Annotated in this window: 12 protein-coding genes and 3 pseudogenes; 10 read left to right on the top strand and 5 right to left on the bottom strand. The window is 66.7% G+C overall.

What is annotated here, in order from left to right:
- Positions 1 to 49: 49 nt before the first annotated feature.
- Entirely contained in the window at positions 50 to 955 is a 906-nt protein-coding gene (locus tag BAY1663_RS02610; RefSeq protein WP_037037747.1) for a glutamine amidotransferase family protein, read from the bottom strand.
- Between the two features lie 104 nt (positions 956 to 1059).
- The gene (glnT, locus tag BAY1663_RS02605) at positions 1060 to 2394 is read right to left on the bottom strand and encodes a type III glutamate--ammonia ligase (protein ID WP_037037746.1); all 1335 of its coding nucleotides are present in this window, start codon (positions 2392 to 2394) and stop codon (positions 1060 to 1062) included.
- 252 nt (positions 2395 to 2646) lie between these two features.
- On the opposite strand from glnT, the gene BAY1663_RS02600 reads away from it, so the two are divergent.
- Complete coding sequence (locus BAY1663_RS02600; protein WP_037037745.1) at positions 2647 to 3246, top strand: helix-turn-helix domain-containing protein; 600 nt, start codon at positions 2647 to 2649, stop codon at positions 3244 to 3246.
- Between the two features lie 166 nt (positions 3247 to 3412).
- On the opposite strand, the gene BAY1663_RS02595 is transcribed toward BAY1663_RS02600, so the two are convergent.
- Positions 3413 to 4195 (bottom strand): IclR family transcriptional regulator, encoded by a 783-nt coding sequence (locus tag BAY1663_RS02595; RefSeq protein ID WP_051497055.1) that lies wholly within the window; start codon positions 4193 to 4195, stop codon positions 3413 to 3415.
- Positions 4196 to 4362: 167 nt separating this feature from the next.
- On the opposite strand from BAY1663_RS02595, the pseudogene BAY1663_RS25775 reads away from it, so the two are divergent.
- From BAY1663_RS25775 to BAY1663_RS02550, 9 genes and pseudogenes are all read left to right on the top strand, one after another.
- Positions 4363 to 5672, top strand: a pseudogene (locus BAY1663_RS25775) (NAD(P)/FAD-dependent oxidoreductase).
- 179 nt (positions 5673 to 5851) lie between these two features.
- Positions 5852 to 6718, top strand: a complete 867-nt coding sequence (purU, locus tag BAY1663_RS02585; protein ID WP_037037743.1) for a formyltetrahydrofolate deformylase — start codon at positions 5852 to 5854, stop codon at positions 6716 to 6718.
- Complete coding sequence (gene folD, locus BAY1663_RS02580; protein WP_037037741.1) at positions 6715 to 7638, top strand: bifunctional methylenetetrahydrofolate dehydrogenase/methenyltetrahydrofolate cyclohydrolase FolD; 924 nt, start codon at positions 6715 to 6717, stop codon at positions 7636 to 7638. The genes purU and folD overlap by 4 nt, the downstream gene beginning before the upstream one ends.
- On the top strand, positions 7620 to 8861 hold the full coding sequence (locus BAY1663_RS02575; protein ID WP_037037740.1) for an FAD-dependent oxidoreductase: 1242 nt from the start codon (positions 7620 to 7622) through the stop codon (positions 8859 to 8861). The genes folD and BAY1663_RS02575 overlap by 19 nt, the downstream gene beginning before the upstream one ends.
- A 151-nt stretch (positions 8862 to 9012) precedes the next feature.
- A complete protein-coding gene (locus BAY1663_RS02570) occupies positions 9013 to 9321 on the top strand; it encodes a sarcosine oxidase subunit delta (protein WP_037037738.1) in 309 nt (102 codons plus the stop codon).
- A pseudogene (locus BAY1663_RS02565) lies at positions 9318 to 12220 on the top strand (FAD-dependent oxidoreductase). Before BAY1663_RS02570 ends, BAY1663_RS02565 begins: the two are co-directional and overlap by 4 nt.
- 2 nt (positions 12221 to 12222) lie before the next feature.
- Positions 12223 to 12903, top strand: coding sequence for a sarcosine oxidase subunit gamma (locus BAY1663_RS02560; protein ID WP_128576046.1), 681 nt, complete (start codon positions 12223 to 12225; stop codon positions 12901 to 12903).
- A 213-nt stretch (positions 12904 to 13116) separates the two neighbouring features.
- A complete protein-coding gene (locus BAY1663_RS02555; protein ID WP_037037736.1) occupies positions 13117 to 13902 on the top strand; it encodes an IclR family transcriptional regulator in 786 nt (261 codons plus the stop codon).
- A 17-nt stretch (positions 13903 to 13919) separates the two neighbouring features.
- Entirely contained in the window at positions 13920 to 14366 is a 447-nt protein-coding gene (locus BAY1663_RS02550; protein WP_037037734.1) for a GNAT family N-acetyltransferase, read from the top strand.
- Positions 14367 to 14495: 129 nt separating this feature from the next.
- Here BAY1663_RS02550 and BAY1663_RS02545 read toward each other — a convergent pair.
- Positions 14496 to 15444, bottom strand: a pseudogene (locus tag BAY1663_RS02545) (acetyl-CoA carboxylase carboxyltransferase subunit alpha).
- 184 nt (positions 15445 to 15628) lie between these two features.
- On the bottom strand, positions 15629 to 19156 hold the full coding sequence (gene dnaE, locus BAY1663_RS02540) for a DNA polymerase III subunit alpha (protein ID WP_037037732.1): 3528 nt from the start codon (positions 19154 to 19156) through the stop codon (positions 15629 to 15631).
- Positions 19157 to 19255 lie beyond the last annotated feature (99 nt).

The following is a 19255-nucleotide window of genomic DNA, read 5'->3' as shown; positions in this document are numbered from 1 at the left end:
GTGAGGACCTGACGCCGCTATCGGCGCGCGCAGCAGGCTGTGGGCGATCTCAGTGCGCCTTCTTTTCCCAGACATACAGGGTGGCCGGCTCCGGCTCCCAGACCTTGGCCTTGTCGATCCCCGGCAGGCTGGCCAGCGCCTGGTACTCCGAGGCCATGGCCACGTAGTCGTCGGTCTCGGCGAGGATCGCCGGCTTGCAGGCGATCGGATCGCGGATCACCGCGAAGCCGTCGCGGGTGCCGATGGCGAAGGTGAAGAAGCCGTCGAGGTCTTCCAGGGCGTGATCGAGCGCCTGCTGCAGGCTGTCGCCCTGCTGCAGGCGCCAGGTCAGGTAGCCGGCGGCGACCTCGGTGTCGTTCTCGGTCTCGAAGCCGATGCCGTGGCGCTCGAGCTCCTGGCGCAGGCGGAAGTGATTGGACAGCGAGCCGTTGTGCACCAGGCACAGGTCGTCGCCGGTGGAGAACGGGTGGCTGCCCTCCATGGTGACCGCGCTTTCGGTCGCCATGCGGGTATGGCCGATGATGTGGCTGCCCTGCATGCCGGCCAGCGAGAAGCGCTCGGCGATCTCCGCCGGCAGGCCCATTCCCTTGAGAATCTCGATGCTGCGCCCCGCGCTCATCACGCGCACCTCCGGCGCCAGCGTCTTCAGCGCGGCGCGCACCGTGGCCTCGTCGGCATCGATTTTCAGCACGGCGGCGCTGGCATTCCTGAACCAGTCCAGGGAGCAGCCGAGGCAGCCTTCCAGTTCGCCCATCAGGGCCTTCCAGTCGTAGTCGACAGCGCCGCTCTGCAGGGTCAGCTTGACCCAGCCGTCCTTGACTTCATCGCCATAGATGGCGAAACCGGCGCTGTCCGGCCCGCGGTCGGTCATGGCCAGCAGCATCGGCTCGAACAGCCTGCCGAGCTGGGATTCCAGCGCAGGATTTTTCAGGTAAAGACCCACGATTCCACACATAAAAACTCCTCACTGCGTTCGGGCTGGAAGCCGGGAGCTTGAAGCTGAAAGCCGGCACGCGGCCGCTCTTGCTTCCAGCTTCTGGCTTCAAGCTTCCAGCTATCTCAAAAGAATTCGGTGTAGCGCTGGATTTCCCAGTCGGAGACATGGCGGCTGTATTCCACCCACTCCATGCGCTTGAGCTTGAGGAACTCGTCGACGATCTCGGCGCCGAGCACCTCGCGGAACAGCGGGTCGGCCTCCAGTGCGTCGCAGGCTTCCTTGAGCGACTGCGGCAGGGTCTGGATGCCGCGCGCGGCGATCTTTTCCAGGCCCAGGTCGTAGAGGTTCTCGTTGCACGGCGCGCCCGCCTCGAGCTGGCGGTCGATGCCGTCGAGCCCCGCGGCAATGATCGCGGCGGTGACCAGATAGGGGTTGCAGCCGGCGTCCGGCAGGCGGAATTCGATGCGCCCGTAGGGAATGCGCACCATCGCCGAGCGGTTGTTGGCGCCGTAGGCGACGAACGCCGGCGCCCAGGTCGCACCGGACAGCGAGCGCCCCACCACCAGTCGCTTGTAGGAATTCACCGTCGGCGCGGCGAAGGCGCACAGCGCCGGGGCATGCGCCAGCAGGCCGGCAGCGAAGTGATAGGCCAGCTTCGACAGGCCCATGCCGCTGGGATCGCTGGCGTCGTGGAACAGGTTGCCGTTGTTGGCGTCGCCGATCGACAGGTGGAAGTGCATGCCGTTGCCGGCGCGCTTGGGGTCCGGCTTGGGCATGAACGAGCAGATCATGCCCAGCTCGTTGGCGATCTCGCCGGCGGCCATGCGGAAGAAGGTGAAACGATCCGCCGAAGTCATGGCGTCGCTGTAGGTGTAGTTGATCTCGAACTGGCCGTTGGCGTCCTCGTGGTCGATCTGGTAGATCTCGAAGTCGACCTTCTGCAGAGCTTCGGTCAGCCGCTCGAGGAATTCACGCGAACGCGACAGGCCCTTGTAGTCGTAGCAGGGCTTGTCCAGGTTGTCGCTGGCGTCGACCAGTTGCAGCCGGCCTTCGCCGTCGCGGCGGAACAGGCTGAACTCGGGTTCCAGCCCGGTGTTCAGGGTCCAGCCGCGTTCGCTCAGGCGGCGGATCTGCTGCTGCAGCACGTAGCGGCTGTCGTAGGGCCAGGGCTTGCCGTCGACATGACCGATGCACAGCACGCGTCCGTAGCCCGGTTGCCAGGGCACCGGCGTCAGGGTGGCAAGGTCGCCGCGCGCCATGAAGTCCGGCCCGTGGGGCTCCATGCCCATGCCGCAGATGGCGAAGCCGGCGAAACCGGCGCCCACTTCCGCGACGGACTCCAGACCGCACACCGGTACGGATTTGGTCTTGGCCGAGCCATGGATATCGACAAACTGAGCCAGCACGTACTTGATGCCGTGCTGGTCGATGATTCGCTGTGTTTCGCTGGGCAACATTGGATTCGCTCCTCGGTAGAACCGCGCATATTCCGCAAGGGAAATTAATTTTCTCTTTGGGAAATGCAAAGCGCTTGCCAACCCGGCCCATGGAGCACCGAAACACGTCGCGGGGCCCGTTTCTTCTATATAAGGAGGAAAAATGTTTTCATAGGGCGAAATTCGTACCGCCCGGCATCCTGTTTCGACAAGCGAAGCTGATCATTCTTGGTGCGAAATTTATATTCCAGGAACTAAAATCGCGCAGCCTCAATGACCAAATCGACCGATACGCCGCCCCGCCTCAAACTCGAGCAGTACCTCGGCATCCAGCTCAAGCGCCAACGCCAGGCCCAGGGGCTGAAGATCGCCGACGTGGCCCGCATCGCCGGCATCAGCCAGGGCATGCTGAGCAAGATCGAGAATGCCCAGGTCTCCACCAGCCTGGATTCGCTCAGCCGCCTGTGCGACGTGCTCGGCATGCCGATGTCCAAGCTGTTCAGCCAGTACGACCAGCAAGGCAGCGGCGCCCTGCTGGTCAAGCAGGGCGAAGGCATGGAGGTGGTGCGCCGCGGCACCGAGAAGGGCCATACCTACCATCTGCTGAACCATACCCGCGGGCCGAAGAAGAGCTTCGAGGCCTACATGATCACCATGGACGATGCCAGCGAGGAGTTCCCCACCTTCTCCCATCCGGGCACCGAGTTCATCCATCTGCTCGAAGGCGAACTGGTCTATCGCCACGGCAACCTGCTCTACCCGATGCACGCCGGCGACAGCCTGACCTTCGACGGCGAAGTCCCGCATGGCCCGGAGAAGCTGGTCGAGGTACCGATCCGCCTGCTCTCGATCATGAACTACGACAAGGACTAACAGGCTGTTGAAAAACGTAGGCGAGGCAGCCAGCGCAAGGCAAAAACAGGCGAAAAAGCGCAGTTTACGAGCGGTAAATGAGCATTTTGATCGGACTCGCGCACGAGCCTGTTTTTAACGCCGCGATGGCAACGCAGGTAGTTTTTCAACAGCCTGCTAAGGACGTTCACGGCAGAGCCTCCAGGCGCAACAAGCCCTGGGCTTTTGCCAGCATCCGACTGACCTCTTCGGCCATCGCCGCGGCCAGCGCCAGGCGCCTCTGCGGGGTCATCCGCGGCCGTGACAAGGCGCAGCTGAGGGCGCCGAGCACCTGCCCGCCGGCATCGACGATGGGCACCGCCAGCCCGGTATAGCCCGGCAGGCGTCGATCCGGCACGCCGCAGGCGAAACCCAGGCGGCGTACGCTGTCCAGCGTGCCGGCTATGACCTGCGGGTCCAGCCCGTAGTCGATGCGCAACAGCGCGGCATTGTGTTCGAGAATGGCGTTGCGCTCGGTCCGGCCCAGCTGCGCCAGCAGCACCTGCGAGCCCTGCCCCACGCCCATGGGGATGCGCCCGCCCACGGCGTGGCTGTAGCAGCGCACGGGCTGCTCGCCATCCTGCATCTCCAGGCACAGGACGTGATGGCCGTCCGGCACCAGCAGGAAAAAGCTGTCGCCGAAACGCCTGGCCAGCCGCCACAGCGCCGGCCGGGCCAGATCCCGCAGGCCATGGGCATTGCCCGCCTGCGCCGCGAGCGCGAACAGTTCGTAGCCCAGCACGAAGCGGCCGCGCTGTCTGCCGTTGCCGACGAAGCCCTGCCGGCGCAGCGCCTGCAACAGGCGGTAGGTCGTCGTCTTCGAGCAACCGCTGCTGGCGCACAGGCGCTGCAGATCGGCGCCGGCTTCGCCCGCCGCGGCGATCTCGCGCAACAATCCCAGGCCGCGTTCCAGCGTCTGGGTGCCGGTCACCTCGCAACCCCGCCGCTTCGACTCCGCCCGGCCAGCACCGTGCCATCCGATTCGCCCATCCGCTTTTCCCACATGTTGATAAAAATGGCGGTAGCGCAGGCGATGCAAATTGCACACCGCGGCGGCCAGGGCACGCTCGGCTCATTTCCTGAACCGAGGCCCGCGCCATGTATCCACAGATCCAGACCATCACCGGCGACACCCACCTTCCCCAGCACGTCGACGTCGCCGTCATCGGCGGTGGCATCATCGGCGTCTGCACCGCCTATTTCCTGTCCGCCCGCGGGATTTCCGTGGCGGTGCTGGAAAAGGGCCGGCTGGCGGCGGAACAGTCCTCGCGCAACTGGGGCTGGTGCCGCACCCTGGGCCGCGACCTGGCGGAAATCCCGCTGGCCATGGCCAGCCTGAAGATCTGGGACGACTGGCGGACGACCCTCGGCGAGGACACCGGCTTCCAGCGCAGCGGCATCCTCTATGTCTGCGAGAACGCCCGGCAGCAGGCGGAACAGGCACAGTGGCTGCGCGCGGCCGGTGCGCACGGGGTCGTGGCCCGCGAGCTCGATCCGGCCCAGCTGCGCCAGGCGCTGCCGCAGGCGGGACGCCACGACTGGCTCGGCGCGTTGCACGCCCCGAAGACGGACGAGCCGAACCGCACATGGCCACGGCGGCGATCGCCCGTACCGCGCAGCGCCTGGGCGCACGCTTCCACGAGCGCTGCGCGGTGCGCGGGCTGCTCCGCGAAGCGGGCCGCGTGAGCGGCGTGGTGACCGAGCACGGCGAACTACGCTGCGCCAGCGTGGTGCTCGCCGGCGGCGCCTGGTCGTCGCTGTTCTGCCGCAACCTCGGCATCCGCCTGCCGCAGCTCAAGGTGATCGCCTCCGTGTTGCGCACCGCGCCGATGCCGGGTGGGCCGGAACTGGCCGTGGGTGCCCATGACTTCGCCTTCCGCAAACGCCGCGACGGCGGTTACACCATCGCCCAGCGCAGCGCCAACATCGCACCGATCACCCCGGACAGCTTCCGCTACCTGACGGATTTCCTCCCGGCCCTGGGCAGGCAGTACCGGGAGCTGCGGGTACGCCTGGGCCGGCAGTTCATCGACGAATGGCGGTTGCCCGCGCACTGGTCGCCGGACCAGCCCAGCCCGTTCGAAGCGCTACGGGTACTCGATCCGCAGCCCGACCTGGCGATCCTCGCCGAAGCGCGCCGGGCGCTATGCCGGCACTTTCCGTTCTTCGAGGGGCTACAGGTCAGCCAGGCCTGGGCGGGCGCCATGGATGCCACGCCCGACGCCCTGCCGGTGATCGGCCCGGTCGCCGAGCTGCCCGGGCTGTTCCTTTCCACCGGCTATTCGGGCCATGGCTTCGGCATCGCGCCGGGCGCCGGCGTGCTGATGGCCGACCTGCTCAGCGGCCAGGTCCCGGCGGTCGACCCGCGGCCCTTCCGCTTCGAGCGCTTCCAGGCCGCCCACCCCTGAGTTTCCTGTAGAGATATTTTTTTTCACAAAGCTATAGACCGATGCGATCCGTTCGCTTATAAAAACACCGCAGCGAATAATATATTCATGGCAGTTAAAAATATTCGCCTACGAAAAAAGCATTCACTCATCAAATTTCGCCTTTGCGCCTTCTGCCCTCCACCCCTTGAGGACTAGACATGCAACACGCACAGGACCACTTCATCATCAAGATCAGCTGCCCGGCCACCTCGGGCATCGTCGCCGCGGTGGCGTCCTTCCTCTCCGCCAACGGTTGCTACATCAGTGAAATGGCGCAGTTCGACGATGAGTTCAGCGGTCGGTTCTTCATGCGCGCGGTGTTTCGCTTCAATGCCGGCCTGGAAGGCGACATCGCCAGCATCGAACAGGGCTTCGTCGCCGTCGCCAACGACTTCGACATGACCTGGGAGCTGCACAGCACGGCCCGCCCGATGCGGGTGCTGCTGATGGTGAGCAAGTTCGACCATTGCCTGAACGACCTGCTGTACCGCTACCACAAGGGCGAGATGGACATGCAGATCACCGCCATCGTCTCCAACCACCTGGACCTGCGGCCGATGGCCGAGCGCGAGGGCATCCGCTTCATCTACCTGCCGGTGACTAAGGAAACCAAGGCCCGCCAGGAAGCCGAGCTGATGAAGATCGTCGACGAGACCGGCACCGAACTGGTGGTGCTGGCGCGCTACATGCAGATCCTCTCCGACGACCTGTGCAAGCAACTCTCGGGCCGCGCGATCAACATCCACCATTCGTTCCTGCCCGGCTTCAAGGGCGCCAAGCCGTACCACCAGGCCTTCGAGCGTGGCGTGAAGCTGATCGGCGCCACCGCCCACTACGTCACCTCCGACCTCGACGAAGGCCCGATCATCGAGCAGCAGGTGCAGCGCGTCGACCATGCCTACAAGCCCGACGATCTGGTGAACATCGGTCGCGACACCGAAACCGTGGCGCTCTCCAAGGCGGTCAAGTACCACCTGCAGCACCGCGTCTTCCTCAACCACGACAAGACGGTGATCTTCCGGTGAACAGCCCGACCTGCGACAAACTCATCGACGGCAAGGCCGTCTCGGCGAAGGTCCTCGCCGAAGTGGCGGCCGACGTCGCCCTGCTCGCCGCCGAAGGCATCCAGCCGGCGCTGGCGGTGGTGCTGGTCGGCGACGACCCGGCCAGCCACGTCTACGTGCGCAACAAGGTGCTGCGCGCCGGCGAGGTGGGCATCCGCTCGCTGGAGCACCGGCTGCCGGCCGATGCCAGCGCCGAGCAGGTGCTGGCGCTGATCGTCGAACTGAATGCCGATGCCGAGGTGCACGGCATCCTCGTGCAACTGCCGCTGCCGGCGCACATCGACGAAACCCGCGTCTTGCAGGCCGTCGATCCGGCCAAGGACGTCGACGGCTTTCACAGCGAAAACGTCGGCGGCCTCAGCCAGGGCCGCGATGTGCTCACCCCCTGCACCCCGGCCGGCTGCATGCGCCTGCTGCACGACACCCTCGGCGACCTGCGCGGCAAGCACGCGGTGGTGATCGGCCGCTCGAACATCGTCGGCAAGCCGATGGCGGCGCTGCTGCTGCAGGCCGACTGCACGGTGAGCGTGCTGCATTCGCGTAGCCAGGACCCGCAGCGCCTGTGCCGCCAGGCCGACATCGTGGTCGCCGCGGTCGGCCGGCCACGGATGATCGACGCCAGCTGGCTGAAGCCCGGCGCGGTGGTGATCGACGTCGGCATCAACCGCATCGAAGAAGATGGCCGCACCCGGCTGGTCGGCGACGTCGACTACGCCAGCTCCCTGCCCGTGGCCTCGGCGATCACCCCGGTGCCGGGCGGCGTCGGTCCGATGACCATCGCCATGCTGATGCAGAACACCCTGACCGCTGCCCGCCAGCAGCGTGCGCACGCGTCGGCCGCCACGGCCGCGGAGGAGGCAGCATGCCGTTCAGCCTGCTGAAGTACGGTCTGTCCTCGGAGTATCCGGCGGAGGTCGACCTGCCGGCACCGAAGGAACTCAAGGACAGCTATGACGTGGTGATCATCGGCGGTGGCGGCCACGGCCTGGCCACCGCCTACTACCTGGCCAGGTACCACGGCGTGACCAACGTCGCGGTGCTGGAGAAGGCCTACCTGGGCGGCGGCAATACCGCGCGCAACACCGCGGTGATCCGCTCGAACTACCTCACCAGCGAAGGCGTGCGCTTCTATACCGAGTCGGTGAAGCTGTTCAAGGCGCTCTCCAACGAGTTCGACTTCAACATCATGTACTCCGAGCGCGGCCAGCTGACCCTGGCCCACACCGACGCCACGGTGCGCGCCTTCCGCCAGCGCGCCGAAGTGAACAGGCACTTCGGCGGCCGCACCGAGATGATCGACCGCCAGCAGATCCGCGAACTGGTGCCGACGCTCAACCTCGACCCCGGCCACCTGCCGGTGCTCGCCGGGCTCTGGCATATCGACGGCGCGACGGCCCGGCATGATGCGGTGGCCTGGGGCTACGCCAAGCAGGCGGCCAAGCGTGGGGTGGAGATCCACCCGCTCACCGAAGCGCAGGATTTCGTGGTCGAGAACGGCCGTGTCGCCGCGGTGAAGACCAACCGCGGCACCGTGCGCTGTGGCTGCGTGGTGCAGGCGATCGCCGGCTACAGTTCGCTGCTGATGAACAAGCTGGGCATTCGTGCACCGATCCACAGCTATCCGCTGCAGGCGATGGTGACCCAGCCGTTCAAGCCGTTCCTCGACCCGCTGGTGAGTTCCTCGGCGCTGCACTGCTACGTGCAGCAGACCGGCCGCGGCGAAGTAGTGATCGGCGGAGGTTCCGATCCCTACCCGCTGTACAACACCCGCTCCACCCTGGAACTCAAGGAGGGCCTGTTGGCCCATGCCATCGAGATGTTCCCCTTCCTCGCCAACGCCCGATTGATGCGCCAGTGGGCCGGCATCACCGACATGACCCCCGACTACAGCCCGATCATGGGTCTGTCGCCGCTGGAGAACTACTACCTGGACGCCGGTTGGGGCACCTGGGGCTTCAAGGCCACACCGATCTGCGGCAAGACCATGGCCGAGCTGGTCGCCAGCGGCGGCAAGGTCCCGGAGCTCATCCGCCCCTTCGCCCTGGAACGCTTCTCGCGCTTCCAGCAGGTCAACGAGATGGGCGCCACGGCGGCCAGCCACTGATGACGACGCACCGGATTCTTTCATGTAGGCGCGAGCTTGCTCGCGATCACGGCGTCAGCCGCCTCCCGGCCTTGCCCGCATCGCCGCATTCGCCAGCAAGCTGGCTCCTACGCTTACCGATCACCCAGCCTTGCTTGCCAAGGAGTCAATCATGAAGATCATGCCCTGCCCCCTCAACGGCCCGCGCAACATCAGCGAATTCACCTACGGCGGCGAGCTCAAGCAGATGCCCGACCCGCAGGCCTGCAGCGATGACGAGTGGGCCGATTACGTCTTCAACAGCGACAACCGTGCCGGCGTGGTCACCGAGTGGTGGCTGCACAACGCCTCCAGCTACTGGTTCCTCGCCGAGCGCCATACCGTCAGCGACGAGATCATCCGCACCTTCGACCCGAAGGAGCTCTTCGACCGCCGCGTCGACTTCGCCCAGCCGGCGGCGCGCCAGGAGGTGATCGCATGACCGCCTTCAACCGCCTGCCCGCGCCCATGGGCCTGCTGATCGACCGCGAGCGGCCGCTGGCCTTCAGCTTCGACGGCAAGAACTACCAGGGCCTGCAGGGCGACAGCATCGCCAGTGCGCTGCTCGCCAACGGCCGCTGGCTGATGTCGCGCTCGTTCAAGTACCACCGTCCGCGCGGGCCCCTCAGCCTGGCCGGGCAGGATGCCAATACCCTGGTGCAGTTGCCCGACGAGCCCAATGCGCTGGCCGACATGCAGGCGCTCGCCGAGGGTCTCGAGGTCGGCGGGCAGAACTTCGCCGGCTCCCTGGACAATGATCGCGATGCCCTGCTCGGGCATTTCTCGCGCTTCATGCCGGTCGGCTTCTACTACCGCTCCTTCTACAAGCCCCAGGGCATCTGGAAGGTCTGGGAGCCGGTCATCCGCAAGAAGGCCGGCCTCGGCGTGCTGAACCTGAAGTTCCAGCCGGAGTACCACGACAAGGCCTTCCTCTTCGTCGACGTCGCGGTGGTCGGCGCCGGGCCGGCCGGGCTCAGCGCCGCGCTGCATGCCGCCAACGCCGGTGCCAAAGTGTTGCTCGTCGAGCAGCAGCCCTACCTCGGTGGCGCGCTGGCCTGGGCGCGCTTCGACCTCGAAGGCGTACGCGCCGGGGCGCTGCGCGAGCGGCTGGTGGAGGCCGTGGAACGGCACCCGAACATTCGTATCCTCACGGAGGCGACCTGCAACGCCTGGTTCACCGACAACTTCCTGCCGGTGATCCAGGGCACGCGGCTGTACAAGGTGCGCGCCAGGGAGTGCATCGTGGCCGCCGGCGCCTTCGACCAGCCGGTGGTGTTCCGCAACAACGACCTGCCCGGCGTCATGCTCACCAGTGCCGCCCAGCGGCTGATGAAGCTCTACGCGGTGAAACCGGGCAACCGCGCGGTGGTGCTGACCGGCAACGACGACGGCTACCTCGCCGCGCTCGATCTGCACGAGGCCGGGGTGAGCGTCGCCGCGGTCATCGACATGCGCGCCGCGCCCGCCGACGGCCTGCTGATCACCGCCCTGCAGACCCGCGGCATCCCCCACCTGCCGGGGCATACCGTCTACGAGGCACTGCACGCCAAGGGCATGCGCCACGTCAGCGGCGTCGACGTGCGCCGGATCGTCGGCGAGGGTCAGGTCGCCGGCGACAGCCAGCGCATCGACTGCGACCTGCTGTGCATGTCCGCCGGTTACATGCCGGCCTACCAGTTGCTGTGCCAGGCCGGCGGAAAACTGGCCTACGACGACGCCCAGGCCGCCTTCAGCCTCAGCGGCCTGCCGCAGCGGCTGGACGTCGCCGGCTCGGTGAACGGCCTGCACGCCCTGGACAACGTGCTTCTCGACGGCGCGCGGGCCGCTGGCGGCGCCACCGAGCGCCTGGGCCTGGGCGGCAGCGCGGAGGCGATCTACGCCGCCGAGCCGAGGGTTAATTTCGACTGGCCGATCTTCCCCCATCCGGACGGCAAGGATTTCGTCGACTTCGACGAGGACCTGCAGGTGCGCGACATCGTCAACGCCACCCGCCACGGTTATCGCGACGTGCAACTGGTCAAGCGCTTCTCCACCGTCGGCATGGGCCCGTCCCAGGGCCGCCATTCGGCGCTGCCCACCGCGCGCCTGGTGGCCAGGGCCACCGGCCGCAGCGTCAGCGAGACCGGAGTGACCACCGCGCGACCGCCATTCGTCGCGGAAAAGCTCGCCCATGTCGCCGGGCGCGGCTTCGACCCCTACCGGCAGACACCCATGCACCAGCGGCACCTGGAAGCCGGCGCGAAGATGATGCCCGCCGGCATCTGGCAGCGCCCGGCCTACTACGGCAAGGCCGAGGACCGCGAGCGCTGCATGCAGGAAGAGGCGCTGCACGTGCGGCAGAAGGTCGGCCTCATCGACGTCTCCACCCTCGCGGCCTCGACGTGCGCGGCCCGGACGCCGCCGAGCTGCTCGAACGCCTCTACACCTTCGCCTTCGCCAAGCAGCCGGAAGGCCGTTCGCGCTATGCGCTGATGACCAACGAACACGGCGTGGTGATCGACGACGGCGTCTGCGCGCGCTTCGCGCCGAACCACTTCTACGTCACCGCCACCACCAGCGGGGTCGACCGCCTCTACCAGCAGATGCTCAAGTGGAACGCGCAGTGGCGCCTGGACGTCGACGTCACCAACGTCACCGCCGCGCTGGCCGCGGTCAACCTGGCCGGACCGGACTCGCGCCAGGTACTGCAGACACTGTGCAGCGACGTCGACCTGTCGGCCGAGGGCTTCCCCTACCTCGGCGTGCGCCAGGGCACGGTGGCCGGCATCCCGGCGCGGCTGCTGCGGGTCGGCTTCGTCGGCGAGCTGGGCTACGAGATCCACGTCCCGGCGCGCTACGGCGAAGCCCTCTGGGATGCGCTGATGCAGGCCGGCCGCGCCTTCGACATCCGCCCCTTCGGCGTCGAGAGTCAGCGCCTGCTGCGCCTGGAGAAAGGCCACGTGATCATCGGCCAGGACACCGACGGCATGACCCATCCGGCCGAGATCGACATGGGCTGGGCCATCGCCCGCCGCAAGCCGTTCTTCGTCGGCAAGCGCTCGGTGCAGATCCTCGAGGCCCAGCCGCTCGCGCGCAAACTGGTCGGCTTCAGCCTGCCGAAGGAGACGAGCAAGCCGCTGGAAGGCCACCTGGTGCTCGACGGCGAGGCCATCAGCGGCAGCGTCACTTCCTGCGAATACTCGCGCACACTGGACCGGATCATCGGCCTGGCCTATGCGGCCAGCGGGCAATGCACCCCGGGAAGCCATATCCCGATCCGGGTCGAGGGCGGCGAAGTGGTACAGGCCACGGTGGTCGAACTGCCGTTCTTCGATCCGCACAACCAACGCCAGGAGCTGTGAACATGGCCACTCTGCAAGCACAAGACTTCAGCGAGCGCAGCCCGCTGTACCCCCGGCACGCCGGCGCGCGGCTCGGCCAGCTGGGCCATGCCGCCGTGGTCGCCGGCTATGGCGACGGCGACGAAGGCGCGCAGCTGCAACGCTGCGCGCTGATCGACCTGAGCAACCTGGCGCGGGTCGGCTTTCGCGGCAACGCCGCGGCCGGATACCTGCAGGCCAGGGGCTACCGCCTGCCGGACCGGCCGAACCAGGCACAGCCGCAGGAAGACGGCAGCCTGGTCGCGCGCCTGTCGCAGAGCGAATACCTGCTGCTCGGCAGCCTGCGCGACGCGGGCAGCCGCATCCAGCAGGAAGAGGCCGGCTGGCAGCTCGGCGACAGCGCCAACTATCTGCTGCCGCGCCAGGACAGCCACGCCTGGCTGCTGTTGACCGGCGAGCAGGTCAGCGCGGTGATGGCCAAGCTCTGCGGCGTCGACCTGCGTGCCGAGTCCTTCCCGCCCGGCTCGGTGGCGCAGACCTCGGCGGCGCGGATCAACGTCATCGTCATCAACGCGCCCCAGGGCGAGTTGCCGTGCCTGCAGTTGCTCTGCGACCGGGCGTCGGCCAGCTATTTCTGGGATGCGCTGCTCGACGCCATGGCCGAATTCGACGGCCGGCCGGCGGGTATCGACGCCCTGCTCTGAGCCGCCAGGAACGGAAAGCATCGCCTACGGGTTCGGGCAATCCACAGGGATATGAATGCCGAAGGTCTGAAGCCTGAAAAGCATCGCCCCGGGGCGGGCCTCCCACAAAAGCGGGCGGTGCACACCGTACCCTGTGGGAGGCGCGCCCTCGCGGCGATGCGGGCCGCAGGCCCGCCTTCAACCTTCGAGCACTCCCGAAACAGGAGAAACTACATGGCCAGCAGCGAAGACGCCGAATCCGAACGCGACACCGACTACCGAGTCCCCGCCCTGCAACGCGGCCTGAGCATCCTGCAGATGTTCGGCGCCCGCCAGCGCACCCTCGGCAGCCAGGAGATCGCCGAACGCCTTGGCGTCAGCGTGTCGGCGATCTACCGCATCGTGCATACCCTGAACGAGATGGGCTACCTCAGGAAGGTCGCCAAGAACACCTACGAACTGGGGCCGCAGGTGGTCTCCGACGGCTTCGCCTACCTGGCCAGCCGCGACCTGGTGGACATCGCCCAGCCCCACCTCAATGCCCTGCGCGACCGCACCTCGCTGTCCTGCCACCTGAGCATCCGCGAGCAGACCGATAGTCTCTACATCTACCGCGCCTTCGCCGCCCAGCGGCTGTCGGTGAACATCCCCATCGGCACGCGCATCCCCTGCCACTGCACCGCCATGGGGCGTATCCTGCTGACCGGCCTGTCGCCGATGGCGCTGGACAGCCTCTACCTGCACGTGCGCCTCGACGACTACCCGCCGCCGGCGCCGAAGACCCTGCCGGAGCTGCAGCAGACCATCGAGGAGGACCGCTCGCGCGGCTGGGTGCTGCACCGCTCCGACTACTCCACCGCCATCGCCTGTGGCATCCACGACCACCTCGGCGACGTGGTCGCGGCCATCAACCTCTCCGGCCCCGAGGCGGTCATGGACAATCCGCAGGCCCGGGAACGCTTTCTGCATGAGTTGCAGCACACCGCACAGGCGATTTCCCGGGAGTTGGGGGCAGCATGACGCACCATCGAAAAACAGTGAGCATCCGCTGCGCGAGCGAAGACGACATCCCCGCGCTCTGCGGCCTGCTCGGCCAGTTGTTCGCGCAGGAAGCCGAGTTCGCCCCGGACCCGGCTGCCCAGCAGCGCGGCCTGCACGCGATCGTCGGCGATGCGCAAAAAGGGCAGATACTGGTCGCCTGTCAGGACGAGCGCATCGTCGCCATGGTCAGCCTGCTCTACAGCGTCTCTACGGCGTTGGGGTCCAGGGTCGCGTTGCTGGAGGACATGGTGGTCGATGCGGCGCACCGTGGCGACGGTATCGGCTCCGCGCTGCTGCGGTACGCCATCGATTTCGCCCGCGAGCAGAGTTGCCGGCGCATCACCCTGCTCACCGACCAGGACAACCGGGCGGCGCAACGCTTCTATGCGCGCCACGGCTTCGGCCAGTCGCCGATGATCGCGCTGCGTCTGGCGCTGCCGTGACCGACAGCCGACGGTTTTCGAGGCGGGAATAGAAAGGAGGAAGGGCGCGGGCCGGGGCAAGCCCGGCACGGCCAGACGGGGAACGGCAGCCAGCGGGTTTCGCCCCGCTTACCACTCCCCGGCGAGCGATCAGGCGATGCCGTAGCTCATCAGGCGCTCGTAGCGACGCGCCAGCAGCGCATCGGTATCCAGCGACTTGAGCATGTGCAGCTGGCTGTTGAGCTGTTCGCGCATGGCCGCGGCCATGACGGCCGGGTTGCGATGGGCGCCGCCCAGCGGCTCGGGGATCACTTTGTCGACGATGCCCAGGTCCTTCAGGCGCTCGGCGGTGACGCCCATGGCCTCGGCCGCTTCCGGCGCCTTCTCGGCGGTGCGCCAGAGGATCGAGGCGCAGCTTCCGGCGAGATCACCGCGTAGGTGGAATACTGCAGCATGTTCAGCTGGTCGCAGACACCGATGGCCAGCGCGCCGCCGGAACCGCCCTCGCCGATCACGGTGGCGATAATCGCGTCTTCAGCCGCGCCATCACGCGCAGGTTCCAGGCGATGGCCTCGCTCTGGTTGCGCTCCTCGGCATCGATGCCCGGGTAGGCGCCGGGGGTGTCGATGAAGGTCAGGATCGGCATCTTGAAGCGCTCGGCCATCTCCATCAGACGGCAGGCCTTGCGGTAGCCCTCGGGGCGCGGCATGCCGAAGTTGCGGCGTACCTTCTCGCGCACCTCGCGGCCCTTCTGGTGGCCGATGATCATCACCGGCTGGCCGTCCAGGCGAGCGGTACCGCCGACGATGGCGGCATCATCGGAGAAGTGGCGATCACCGTGCAGCTCTTCGAACTCGGTGAACAGGTGGTTGATGTAGTCGAGGGTATAGGGCCGCTGCGGGTGGCGGGCCAGGCGGGCGATCTGCCAGCTGGTCAGATTGCCGAAGATGCTTTCGGTGAGCGATTCGCTCTTGTCCTGCAGGCGGGCAATCTCATCGCCGATGTTCAGCGAGTTGTCGTTACCGACCAGGCGCAATTCTTCGATCTTGGCTTGCAGGTCGGCGATCGGCTGTTCGAAATCCAGGAAATTCGGGTTCATAGGCATCCGTCATGCGTCGACGGCCAGGCGGCCGGGAGGCTGTTCCGTTTTTTGCGCCTTACCTTACGGGAGCGGCGCATTCAGGTCGAACAAAAATTGTTCTGAACCATGACCCGGTCAACACCGGGCCGTTCGGGGCGGGCTCGGAAAGCGCTCATCCAGCGGATTTTCCAAGCCAGACCCTCTAGCGGTATTGCAGGAAGACGTTGTCGCGCCCGAACTGGTCACGCAATGCCTGAATCAAGTTGTCGGCCGGGTCGATTCGCCAGCTCTCGCCGAACTGCAGCAAGGCCCGCGCATCGGCGCCGGTGTATTCCAGGGTGATCGGGCAGGCGCCGCGGTGGCGGCCGCAGACATCGGCCAGCCAGCGCATGCGATCGCCCTTGAGCGCTTCGCTGACGACCTTCACCCGCAGGCTTTCGGCCAGCCCGGTACGCGCCTCTTCCAGGCTCATCACGCGCTTGGCGCGCAGGCGCAGGCCGCCGGAGAAGTCATCGTTGCTGACCTCGCCCTCGACCACCACCAGGGCATCGGTCTGCAGCAGCGCCTGGGCACTGGCGAAGGCCTCGGCGAACAGCGAGGCCTCGATGCGCCCGGAGCGGTCGTCGAGGGTGATGAAGCCCATCTTGTCGCCCTTCTTGTTCTTCATCACCCGCAGGTTGACGATCAGCCCGGCCACGGTCTGCTCGCCGCGGGCCGGGCGCAGGTCGATGATGCGCTGGCGGGCGAAGCGCCGCACCTCGCCCTCGTATTCGTCGATCGGGTGGCCGGTCAGGTACAGGCCGAGGGTGTCCTTCTCGCCCTTGAGGCGCTCCTTGATCGACAGCTCGCGGGCCTTGCGGTGGTTGGCGTAGACATCCGCCTCGGGCTCGGCGAAGAGTCCGCCGAACAGATCCATATGGCCGCTTTCCTCGCTGCGCGCGGTCTGTTCGGCGGCCTGTACCGCCTCCTCCATGGCCGCCAGCAGCACCGCGCGGTTGCGGTCGATGTTGGCCTGGTAGGCCTTGGCTTCCTCATGGAAGTACGGGCCCAGGCGGTCCAGCGCGCCGGAGCGGATCAGCGCCTCGAGGGTGCGCTTGTTGATGCGCTTGAGGTCGATCCGCGCGCAGAAGTCGAACAAGTCCTTGAACGGCCCACCCTCGGCACGGCATTCGGCGATGGCTTCGACCGGCCCTTCGCCGACGCCCTTGACCGCGCCCAGGCCGTAGACGATGCGGCCGTCGTCGTTGACGGTGAACTTGAACTCGGAGACGTTGACGTCCGGCGGATCGATGCGCAGCTTCATGCTGCGGCACTCCTCGATGAGGATCACCACCTTGTCGGTGTTGTGCATATCCGCCGAGAGCACCGCGGCCATGAACGGCGCCGGGTAGTGCGCCTTGAGCCAGGCGGTCTGGTAGGAGACCAGGCCGTAGGCCGCCGAGTGCGACTTGTTGAAGCCGTAGCCGGCGAATTTCTCCACCAGGTCGAAGATGTTGCCCGCCAGGTCGGGCTCGATACCGTTATTCGTGCAGCCTTCGATGAAGCCACCGCGTTGCTTGGCCATCTCCTCGGGCTTCTTCTTGCCCATGGCACGACGCAGCATGTCCGCGCCGCCGAGGGTGTAGCCGGCCATGACCTGGGCGATCTGCATCACCTGTTCCTGGTACAGGATGATGCCGTAGGTGGGCTTGAGCACCGGCTCGAGGCCCGCGTACTGGTAGTCCGGGTGCGGGTAGGAGACCTCGGCCCGGCCGTGCTTGCGGTTGATGAAGTCGTCCACCATGCCCGACTGCAGCGGGCCGGGACGGAACAGCGCCACCAGTGCGATGAGGTCTTCCAGGCAGTCCGGCTTGAGCTTCTTGATCAGCTCCTTCATGCCGCGCGATTCGAGCTGGAACACCGCCGTGGTCTCGGCCTTCTGCAGCAGCTGGTAGGTCGGTTTGTCGTCCAGCGGGATGAAGTCGATGTTGACCAGTTCCTCATCCGAGGCACCGTCGCGCTTCTGGACGCGATGGATGGTCTCCAGCGCCCACTTGATGATGGTCAGGGTGCGCAGGCCGAGGAAGTCGAACTTCACCAGGCCGGCCTGCTCGACGTCGTCCTTGTCGAACTGGGTCACCAGGCCCCCGCCTTCCTCGTCGCAGGCGATCGGCGCGAAGTCGGTCAGCTTGGTCGGCGCGATCACCACGCCGCCGGCATGCTTGCCGGTGCCGCGGGTGATGCCTTCGAGCTTGAGCGCCATGTCCCAGATTTCCTTGGCGTCCTCGTCGACGGCGAGGAAGTCGCGCAGCGGCTCCTCCATCTCGTAGGCCTTGTCCAGGGTCATGCCGACTTCAAAGGGGATCATCTTCGACAGCCGGTCGGCCAGGCCGTAGGACTTGCCCTGCACCCGCGCCACGTCGCGCACCACCGCCTTGGCCGCCATCGAGCCGAAGGTGATGATCTGGCTCACCGCGTTGCGCCCGTAGGCCTCGGCCACGTAGTCGATCACCCGGTCGCGGCCGTCCATGCAGAAGTCGACGTCGAAGTCGGGCATGGAAATCCGCTCGGGGTTGAGGAAGCGTTCGAACAGCAGGTCGTAGGCCAGCGGATCGAGGTCGGTGATCTTCAGCACGTAGGCCACCAGCGAACCGGCACCCGAACCCCGGCCGGGGCCGACCGGCACGCCGTTGTTCTTGGCCCACTTGATGAAATCCATCACGATCAGGAAGTAACCGGGAAAGCCCATCTGGATAATGGTGCCCAGCTCGAACTCGAGGCGGTCGATGTAGACCTGCTTCTTCGCCTCGTAGTCGGGCGTGTCCTTGGGCAGCAACACTTCCAGGCGCTCCTCCAGGCCTTCGTACGACACCTGGCGCAGGTAGTCATCGATGGTCATGCCTTCGGGCACGGGGAAGTTCGGCAGGAAGTAGGTGCCCAGCTGCACCTCGATGTTGCAGCGCCTGGCGATCTCGACGGTGTTTTCCAGCGCCTCGGGCAGGTCGGCGAACAGCTCGGCCATCTCCTCGGGCGTCTTCAGGTACTGCTGGTCGGAGTAGCTGCGCGGCCGGCGCGGATCATCCAGGGTGCGCCCCTCGCCGATGCACACGCGCGTCTCATGGGCCTCGAAATCCTCCTGCTTGAGGAAGCGCACGTCGTTGGTCGCCACCAGTGGCGTGCCGCTGCGCGCGGCGAGGGCGACCGCGGCGTGCAGATGCTCCTCGTCGTGGACCCGGCTGGTGCGTTGCACCTCGAGATAGAAGCGCTCCGGAAATACCTCCCGCCATTCGGCCAGACGGGCGTCGGCCAGGGCTTCGTCGCCGTTGAGCAGCGCCTGGCCGATCTCCCTTCCTTGGCGCCGGACAGGGCGATCAGCTTCGGCGGCCTGCTTCACCCAGTCGCGTTCGATGATCACCAGGTCATTGCGCTGACCTTCGGTCCAACCGCGGGAAACCAGTTCGGTGAGGTTGCGGTAGCCCGTGGCATTCATCGCCAGCAGGGTCAGGCGGCTGAGCGGGCCGTCCTCGTCGCAGCCGGCCAGCCAGATATCGGCGCCGCAGATCGGCTTGATCCCGGCCCCCTGCGCCGCCTTGTAGAACTTCACCAGCGAGCACATGTTGCTCATGTCGGTCACCGCCACCGCCGGCATTCCGCCCGCCGCCACCGCCTTGATCAGCGGCTTGACCCGCACCAGCCCATCGACCAGCGAGTACTCGGTGTGCAGACGGAGATGGACGAATGAAACAGGCATGGACGGCCCCTGGGCTGGAAAAACGACAAGCGCGGGATTGTACCGGAAAGCGGCGACGGCCTGGGGGAGAAGCCGGCGTACGGAACCCGGCGCGGCCGC

The sequence above is a fragment of the Pseudomonas sp. BAY1663 genome, from assembly GCF_000582595.1.
GTDB lineage: Bacteria > Pseudomonadota > Gammaproteobacteria > Pseudomonadales > Pseudomonadaceae > Stutzerimonas > Stutzerimonas stutzeri_AF.
Note: the sequence above shows the minus strand (reverse complement) of the source record. Positions and strands in the feature narration are given on the sequence as shown.

Bases quoted from the DNA above. Each gene is read 5' to 3' on its own strand.
- BAY1663_RS02560 (WP_128576046.1), top strand. From the start codon at position 12,223: ATGGCCACTCTGCAAGCACAAGACTTCAGCGAGCGCAGCCCGCTGTAC.
- dnaE (WP_037037732.1), bottom strand. From the start codon at position 19,156: ATGCCTGTTTCATTCGTCCATCTCCGTCTGCACACCGAGTACTCGCTG.
- BAY1663_RS02600 (WP_037037745.1), top strand. From the start codon at position 2,647: ATGACCAAATCGACCGATACGCCGCCCCGCCTCAAACTCGAGCAGTAC.
- BAY1663_RS02575 (WP_037037740.1), top strand. From the start codon at position 7,620: ATGCCGTTCAGCCTGCTGAAGTACGGTCTGTCCTCGGAGTATCCGGCG.
- BAY1663_RS02570 (WP_037037738.1), top strand. From the start codon at position 9,013: ATGAAGATCATGCCCTGCCCCCTCAACGGCCCGCGCAACATCAGCGAA.
- BAY1663_RS02555 (WP_037037736.1), top strand. From the start codon at position 13,117: ATGGCCAGCAGCGAAGACGCCGAATCCGAACGCGACACCGACTACCGA.
- BAY1663_RS02610 (WP_037037747.1), bottom strand. From the start codon at position 955: ATGTGTGGAATCGTGGGTCTTTACCTGAAAAATCCTGCGCTGGAATCC.
- glnT (WP_037037746.1), bottom strand. From the start codon at position 2,394: ATGTTGCCCAGCGAAACACAGCGAATCATCGACCAGCACGGCATCAAG.
- purU (WP_037037743.1), top strand. From the start codon at position 5,852: ATGCAACACGCACAGGACCACTTCATCATCAAGATCAGCTGCCCGGCC.